Origin of the sequence: Streptomyces sp. NPDC059037, from assembly GCF_042740015.1 — a bacterium.
In the GTDB taxonomy this organism is placed as follows: domain Bacteria; phylum Actinomycetota; class Actinomycetes; order Streptomycetales; family Streptomycetaceae; genus Streptomyces.
On sequence record NZ_JBHYIG010000398.1, the window covers coordinates 1 to 7,086 of the forward strand.

Here is a 7,086-nt window from a genome sequence, read left to right on the forward strand (position 1 = left end):
GGGGCGGGGTGGGGGGGGGGGCGGGGGGGGCCGCCGCGGTGCGTTTCGTCGTGGGGGGGTGGGGGGGGGGGGGGGGGCCCACCCCCCCCCCCCCCCCCCCCCCCACTTACGGCGAGAACAGCTCGGCTAGACGTCCAGCTGGTCCGCCACCGCACGGAGCAGGCCGGCGATCTTCGCGCCGGATGCCTTGTCCGGGTAGCGGCCCTTCTCCAGCATCGGCGTGATGTTCTCCAGGAGCGTCGTCAAGTCCTGCACGATGGACGCCAGTTCGTCCGGCTTACGGCGCTGGGCCGCCGCTACCGACGGGGTCGGGTCGAGGATCGTGACCGAAAGGGCCTGGTCACCGCGCTGGCCCGCGACGACGCCGAACTCGACGCGCTGTCCGGGCTTGAGTGTGTCGACGCCGGCGGGCAGTACGGAGGAATGCACGAAGACGTCGCCGCCGTCATCGCGGGAGAGAAAGCCGAAGCCCTTCTCGCTGTTGAACCACTTGACCTTGCCGGTAGGCACGTGAAGTCCTCGTCCTCGTACTTGTCGTCGTACTCGTCTATGCCGCGGAAAAAACGGCTCTGGATAGCACTACAGCGGGTCGCCCGACCCGCCAGGACCAAGACTATTGGTCCGGGAGCCGGTGACAAGACGTCCCCGGATTCTTCCTTCGCGCTGGGAACTACCCTGGTGGGGTGCGTGACAAAACCCAAGCGAATTCAGCCGGACCGGGCGATGGCCTGGTCCGTGCCGGAGCGATCGTCTTCTTCGTCGGAGCCGTGGCCACTCTCGTCACAGTGGCCCCGCTTTTCCTCGGCACGGATCCCTTCCCGTCCATCGCGTACGCGGTGTGCATGCTGATGGGGGTCGGATTCATCGTCGCCGGGGCGGGAGTGCTGCGCGGTATCGCCGTCCAGCGCCGCCAGGCCAGGTCTGCCGCTACTTGACGGCGCCGTCGGCGACGTACGACGCGAGCCAGGCGGGGAATTCCGTCAGGTCGGTGAGCACGACGTCCGCGCCCGCCGCGCGCAGTTCGGCTGCGTCGCACGGCCCGGTCGGCACCGCGACGGACAGCGCGCCGGCCGTACGCGCGCCGCGTACATCACCGGTGTGATCGCCGACGTAGACCGCCGCGTCGTGCTCGCGCAGCGCCTCCGCCTTCGCCTCGGCCCACAGCCAGCCGATCACCGCGTCCGCCTCGATGCCGAGGTGCGCCAGGTGCAGCTTGGCGTTGGGCTCGTGCTTGGCGGTCACCACGATCGCGCGGCCGCCGTGCTCGCGGACCGCGGCGACGGCCTCCCGGGCGCCGGGCATCGCGAGCGCCGGCCCGATGGCGTATGTGGGATAGATCTCACGGTAGCGGTCGCCCATCTCCTGGATCTTGTCCTCGGGGAACCAGTGGCGCAGCTCCTCATCGAGGGGCGGGCCGAGGCGGGTGATGGCCAAGTCGGCGTCTATGTACGCGCCCGTCTCCGCGGACAGTGCCTCGTAGGCCGCCTTGATGCCCGGGCGGGAGTCGATCAGGGTCATGTCGAGGTCGAAACCGACCGTCAGAGCGCGAGAGGTCATGGGGCCATTGTGCAGAGGCCCGACGGCCGGGGGACGGGGGCTGAGGTCCCCCCTTAGGCTTAGCCAAGCCTTACCTCTGCTTTGCCCCTGATGTACCTCCACCCTGCCGATTCCTCCGAAACGAGCTCAGCCGATGCGTGTGCCAGCCAGACGCGCTGTCGCGATGACGGCGGCCGTGCTGGCCCTGCTGCTCGCGGTCCTGCTCAGCCTCTCCGTCGGCGCCCGCGCGATCGCGCCGTCCGCCGTCCTCGACGCCCTGCTGCACGGCGGGCACAGCGACGCCGCCGAGGTCGTCCGCGAGATGCGGGTGCCGCGTACGGTCATCGGCCTGATGGTGGGTGCCTCGCTCGCCCTGGCGGGCACCGTCCTGCAGGGCATCACCCGCAACCCCATCGCCGACCCCGGCATCCTCGGCGTCAGCCAGGGCGCGTCGGTGGGCGTCGTCATGGCGATCGCCTTCGCCGGGGTCCACACGCTGACCGGATACGTCTGGTACGCCTTCGTCGGCGCGGGCATCGCGTCCGTCGCGGTGTACGCGATCGCCGCGAGCGGACGGGGCGGGGCGACCCCCGTGAAGCTCGCGCTCGGCGGCGCCGCGATCAACGCGCTCCTCGTCTCCCTGACCACCGCCGTCCTCACCACCAAGGCCTCCGCCCTGGACGAGTTCCGCTTCTGGCAGGTGGGTTCGCTCTCCGGTCGTGACGCGGAGGTCGTCGGGCAGATCTGGCCGTTCCTGCTGGTGGGGCTCCTGCTCGTGCTGTCCGTGGCGCGCGGGCTCGATGCGCTCGCCCTCGGGGAGGACGTGGCCAAGGGGCTCGGGCAGAAGGTCGCGACGGTGCGGATCGTCGGCGGACTCGGCGCCACCGTGCTCACCGGCGCGGGCGTGGCCGCGGCCGGGCCCATCGCGTTCATCGGGCTCGCGGTCCCGCACATCGCCCGCGCGATCGTGGGCAGCGGGCATCGCTGGGTGCTGCCGATGGCCGCCGTCCTGGGTCCTGTGATGCTGCTCGTCTCCGACACGGTGGGGCGGGTGATCTTTCCGCCGAGCGAGGTGCCTGCCGGGGTGATGACCGCGCTGATCGGGGTGCCGTTCCTGGTGACTCTGGTGCGCCGGAAGGTGGTGGCGGCATGACTTCCCGTCACGGTTGTGGGCAGGCGTTCCGCACGGCGGAACGGGTGGGCACAACGCCCGCTGCCGGGCCACCGAAAAAGCTGCGTCCGGCTGGGTATTCGGTGCTCCGGGTCCGCAAAGCAGCCTTCCTGGTGCACCGCCGGGCAGCCGCAGTAACCCTCGCCCTAAGCGCCCTGCTGGCAGTCAGCTGTCTCGCGTACCTCTGTGTCGGCGAGTCCTTCGTCCAGCCCGCCGAAGCCCTGAAGGTCGTCTTCGGGCAGCCGTCCCCCGACGAACTGGTCGTGGGCACGCTGCGCGAACCCCGCATGGTCGTCGGCCTCCTCGTCGGCGCCGCGTTCGGCGTCGCCGGCGGGCTGATCCAGACCGTCGCCCGCAACCCCCTCGCGAGCCCCGACATCATCGGCATCAGCCAGGGCGCGAGCGCCGTCACGGTGGGTGCGATGACCCTCGGGGTCACCTCGTACACCGTGCTTCCGTATCTGTCGGTGCTCGGCGGTGTCGCCGCCGCCGCTCTCGTGTACGTCTTCGCCTGGCGCGGCGGCCTGCACGCCACCCGCTTCGTGCTGATCGGCATCGGCTTCGCGATCGCCCTGCGGTCCATCACCACGCTCTTCATGACCAAGGGCGACTACCTCGTCGCCCAGCAGGCGCAGATCTGGATGACGGGCTCACTCAACGGCCGCGGCTGGGCGGAGGCGCAGCCGCTCGGCCTGACCCTGCTCGTGCTGCTCCCGTTCATCGCGTGGGCGGCCCGCGCCCAGCGCTCCGTGACCATGGACGACGACACGGCGACCGCGCTCGGGGTGCGCCTGGGACACGTACGCCTCGGTCTCGTCCTGCTCGGCGTCGTCCTCGCCTCCGTGGCGACCGGCGCCGCGGGGCCCGTCGACTTCGTGGCGCTGCTCGCCCCGCAGATCGCCCGCAGGATGACCCGCACCGCGCAGATCCCGCTGCTCTGCTCGGCGCTGCTCGGCGCGCTGATCATGGTCATCGCCGACCTGCTCGCCCGCCGGCTCTTCTCGCCCACGGAACTCCCGGTGGGTGTGCTGACCGCGGCCGTCGGAGCCCCGTACCTGATCTGGCTCATCGTCCGCAGCCGTTCCGTCCGCACTGGAGGCACCTCGTGACCGGCGCCCGTCCGAATGCCCGCCTGAGCGCCCGCGAGCTGACCCTCGCCTACGAGGACCGTGAGGTCGTGCACGCCCTCGACCTCGCGATCCCGGACGGCGAGGTCACGGTCATCGTCGGCCCCAACGCCTGCGGGAAGTCGACCACCCTGCGGGCCCTCGGCCGCCTCCTCAAGCCGAAGAGCGGCGCGGTCCTCCTGGACGGCGAGGCCCTCGCCAAGCTCCCCACCAAGAAGATCGCCCAGCAGATCGGGCTGCTCCCGCAGACGCCCGTCGCACCCGAGGCGATCACCGTCGGTGACCTCGTCGCGCGCGGCCGCCAGCCGCACCAGAGCTGGTGGCAGCAGTGGTCCGACGAGGACGAGAAGGCGGTGACGGAGGCGATGGAACGTACCGACGTGTCCGCGCTCGCCGAACGCTCCGTCGACGAGCTCTCCGGCGGCCAGCGCCAGCGCGTATGGATCGCGATGGCCCTGGCCCAGGACACGGACCTGCTCCTCCTCGACGAGCCGACCACCTACCTCGACATCTCGCACCAGGTCGAGGTCCTCGACCTGGTGCGCCAGCTCAACCACGACCGCGGCCGCACCGTGGTCGTCGTCCTGCACGACCTCAACCAGGCGGCCCGGTACGCCGACCATCTCGTCGCCATGAAGGAGGGCCGGATCGTCGCGGAGGGCGCACCGGCCGATGTCGTCACCGAGGAGCTCGTGCGCGAGGTCTTCGGTCTGGAGTGCGTGGTGGTGCCGGATCCCGTGACCGGATCGCCGCTGGTCGTCCCCGGGGCGCCGTGGGCCGCCGGGTCCCGTTCGCAGTCCTCCGCACCCTCCTCATCCGCTCGAAAGGTGGCCCAACAGCCATGACCAGCTCCCAGAACCGCCGCGCCCTCGCCGCCGGCGCCCTCGCGCTGAGCGGCGCGCTCGCCCTGTCGGCCTGCGGCTCGTCGGACTCCGACGACGACGCGGCGAACTCCGGCAGGACGCACGTCGTCAAGACGGCCATGGGGGACGTGAAGGTCCCGGTCGCCCCCAAGCGCGTCGTCGTCCTCGACACCGCCGAGCTGGACTCCGCGATCACGCTCGGTGTGAAGCCGGTCGGAGCCACGCACGTCGAGACGTCCAAGGGCTTCCCGAGCTACCTGCCCAAGGACGAGGTCAGCGGCATCAAGGACGTCGGCGAGATGCTGAATCCGAACATGGAGGCCATCGCGGGCCTCGACCCGGACGTCATCCTCACCAGCAAGATCCGGCACGGCGCCAAGTACGACCAGCTCAAGAAGATCGCGCCGACCGTGATGACGGAGAACACCGGGTACCCCTGGAAGGAGAACTTCCAGGTGCACGCCGACGCACTGGGCAAGAAGGCCGAGGCGAAGAAGATCGTCTCCGCCTACGACGCGCACGCCAAGAAGGTCACCACGACCGTCGGCGGCCCGGCGAAGGCCAAGGCGACGGAGGTCAACGTCGTCCGCTTCGTGGAGGGCGCGGACATCCGCATCTACGGCGAGCAGACCTACATCGCCACGATCCTGAAGGACGTCGGCCTCGGCCGCGCGCCGATCTCCGCGAAGGCCAAGGACGGCTTCTCGTACGACGTGTCGCCCGAGAAGATCGACCTCGCCGACACCGACGTCATCTTCCAGGCGACGTACGGCGATCCGAAGAAGGCCAAGCAGACGCAGACCACGGGCAGCAGCCTGTGGAAGAACATGAAGGCGGTCAAGTCCGGCAACGTCCACACGGTCGAGGACGAGCTGTGGATCCAGGGCATCGGCTACACCGCGGCGAACAAGATCCTGGACGAGATGCAGACGGACCTGAAGAAGTAGCTTGAGGAAGTAACTCCCGCCCGGCTCAAGGCCGTTGCCGCTGCGATCTCCACAACAGGTAGAGCGCGGAGGCGACGGCCGCGCCGCGTACCACCCAGGGCCAGGTGTCGGCCATCGCGTCGCTCATGCGGCCGTCGCGGACGGGATCGCCCCAGCGGCCTTCGTTCCTGCCCCACAGCCAGGTGATCCCGGCGGCCACGGAGAGCCCCGGAAGCCCGAGCACGGCCCATTTGGCCTCGGCGCGGCTGAGCCTGCGCGAGGCGTAGGCGAGGAGCCAGCCGCCGCCGAGGGCAAGCCAGTTGCCGAGGATCGCGCCGACGGTGAGGAGCGCGGCGGCGAGCAGCAGCAGGGGGTTGCTGAAGCCGGGGCGCGGGTCGGCGGCGGCCTTCGGGCGGCGCAGCCGCAGGCGCCGCCGGGGAGCGGGCTCCTCTCCCTCTGCTTCCTCTTCGTCTTCCTCCTCCCACTCCTCCTCTTCGGGCTCGTCGTCGGGGCGCTTCTTCGCCGGGGGCTTGAGGATTTCGGGGATCTCTACGCCGCCGACGAAGCCCGGCACGCTGTCGGCGAAGCCGAAGGGGCCGTTGCCGTCATCCCGCTCCACCCGCCACCAGTCGGGCTCGGAGCCGCTCGGGCCCAGCTCGTCCGTGCCGGCGAGGTGCGGCGGCGACGGGCGGAAGTCGTCCTGCGGGAGCTCCGGTTCGTCGGCGGCGGGGCGGGGGCGGGGGACGATGCGGCGGAGGCGTTTGGGGCGCTGGGGCGGTTCGGCGGGGCGGGGTATGTCTCGGGAGCGGGGCGGCCCCGCATCGGAAGTCTCACTCCCCGACCCGGAGGCCGCCGCCTCGACGAGGTCCTCCGGGGAGCCGAGGCGGTCCAGGATGCGGCGTATCGCTGCCGGGTTGTCGGCCGTGGCCTTGGTCCGGCTGCGGTCGATCTCGTTGCGGAGCTCCGAGACGAGGCGCATACGGGTGCCTGACGGCAGTTGGCGCTGCTGGGCCAGGTCGCCGACGCGGCTCAGATAGTCGAAGACGAGCTGATCGCTCTCGATCCCCACGAAGTCCCCTCCGGGGCGGCTGCGTTGACCGCCCTTCGCATGCGCTGTGCCTCGACGGTATCGCGTCCCTTGGGTGGCCCCGCAGTCTCCGGGCGCCGAACATGCCTTCCCGCCCACCCACCCGATTGCCCGGCAGCGGGCGACTTGCCGGGGTGGGTGGGGGAGGCGGCGGAACGGCACCACTCACTCGCCGTGCGCGTCGTACACCAGAGGCTGGACCACGGCCTCACGCACCAACAGCGCGCAACGAGACACGAGGGGAGGGACCGGACCACGGCCCCCACGCACCATCAGCACGCGACGAGACACGAGGGGACGGGCATCGGCCCCCACGCACCCGCACCGCGCATCGAGACGCGAGGGGACGGGCATCGGCCCCCACGCACCCGCACCG

Annotated in this window: 8 protein-coding genes; 5 read left to right on the plus strand and 3 right to left on the minus strand. The window is 71.1% G+C overall.

The features are described 5' to 3' along the window. Positions 1 to 126: 126 nt before the first annotated feature. The gene (locus tag ACFWY6_RS43005; RefSeq protein WP_055701393.1) at positions 127 to 510 is read right to left on the minus strand and encodes a cold-shock protein; all 384 of its coding nucleotides are present in this window, start codon (positions 508 to 510) and stop codon (positions 127 to 129) included. A gap of 173 nt (positions 511 to 683) precedes the next feature. Between ACFWY6_RS43005 and ACFWY6_RS43010 the strand changes: the two genes are divergently transcribed. Beyond that, a complete protein-coding gene (locus tag ACFWY6_RS43010; protein ID WP_360776614.1) occupies positions 684 to 935 on the plus strand; it encodes a hypothetical protein in 252 nt (83 codons plus the stop codon). On the opposite strand, the gene ACFWY6_RS43015 is transcribed toward ACFWY6_RS43010, so the two are convergent. Beyond that, positions 928 to 1,557 (minus strand): HAD family hydrolase, encoded by a 630-nt coding sequence (locus ACFWY6_RS43015; protein ID WP_384702630.1) that lies wholly within the window; start codon positions 1,555 to 1,557, stop codon positions 928 to 930. The genes ACFWY6_RS43010 and ACFWY6_RS43015 overlap by 8 nt on opposite strands. A 163-nt stretch (positions 1,558 to 1,720) precedes the next feature. Between ACFWY6_RS43015 and ACFWY6_RS43020 the strand changes: the two genes are divergently transcribed. From ACFWY6_RS43020 to ACFWY6_RS43035, 4 genes are read left to right on the plus strand one after another with little or no spacing between them, the layout of a single operon-like run. Beyond that, entirely contained in the window at positions 1,721 to 2,689 is a 969-nt protein-coding gene (locus tag ACFWY6_RS43020; RefSeq protein WP_384702633.1) for a FecCD family ABC transporter permease, read from the plus strand. Next, on the plus strand, positions 2,686 to 3,816 hold the full coding sequence (locus ACFWY6_RS43025; RefSeq protein ID WP_384702635.1) for a FecCD family ABC transporter permease: 1,131 nt from the start codon (positions 2,686 to 2,688) through the stop codon (positions 3,814 to 3,816). The genes ACFWY6_RS43020 and ACFWY6_RS43025 overlap by 4 nt, the downstream gene beginning before the upstream one ends. Beyond that, positions 3,813 to 4,679: an ABC transporter ATP-binding protein gene (locus ACFWY6_RS43030; RefSeq protein WP_384702638.1), complete on the plus strand. Its 867-nt coding sequence runs from the start codon at positions 3,813 to 3,815 to the stop codon at positions 4,677 to 4,679. The genes ACFWY6_RS43025 and ACFWY6_RS43030 overlap by 4 nt, the downstream gene beginning before the upstream one ends. Then, positions 4,676 to 5,644, plus strand: coding sequence for an ABC transporter substrate-binding protein (locus tag ACFWY6_RS43035; protein WP_384702641.1), 969 nt, complete (start codon positions 4,676 to 4,678; stop codon positions 5,642 to 5,644). Before ACFWY6_RS43030 ends, ACFWY6_RS43035 begins: the two co-directional genes overlap by 4 nt. 25 nt (positions 5,645 to 5,669) lie before the next feature. Here ACFWY6_RS43035 and ACFWY6_RS43040 read toward each other — a convergent pair whose 3' ends face one another. Then, positions 5,670 to 6,692, minus strand: coding sequence for a hypothetical protein (locus tag ACFWY6_RS43040; protein WP_384702644.1), 1,023 nt, complete (start codon positions 6,690 to 6,692; stop codon positions 5,670 to 5,672). Positions 6,693 to 7,086 lie beyond the last annotated feature (394 nt).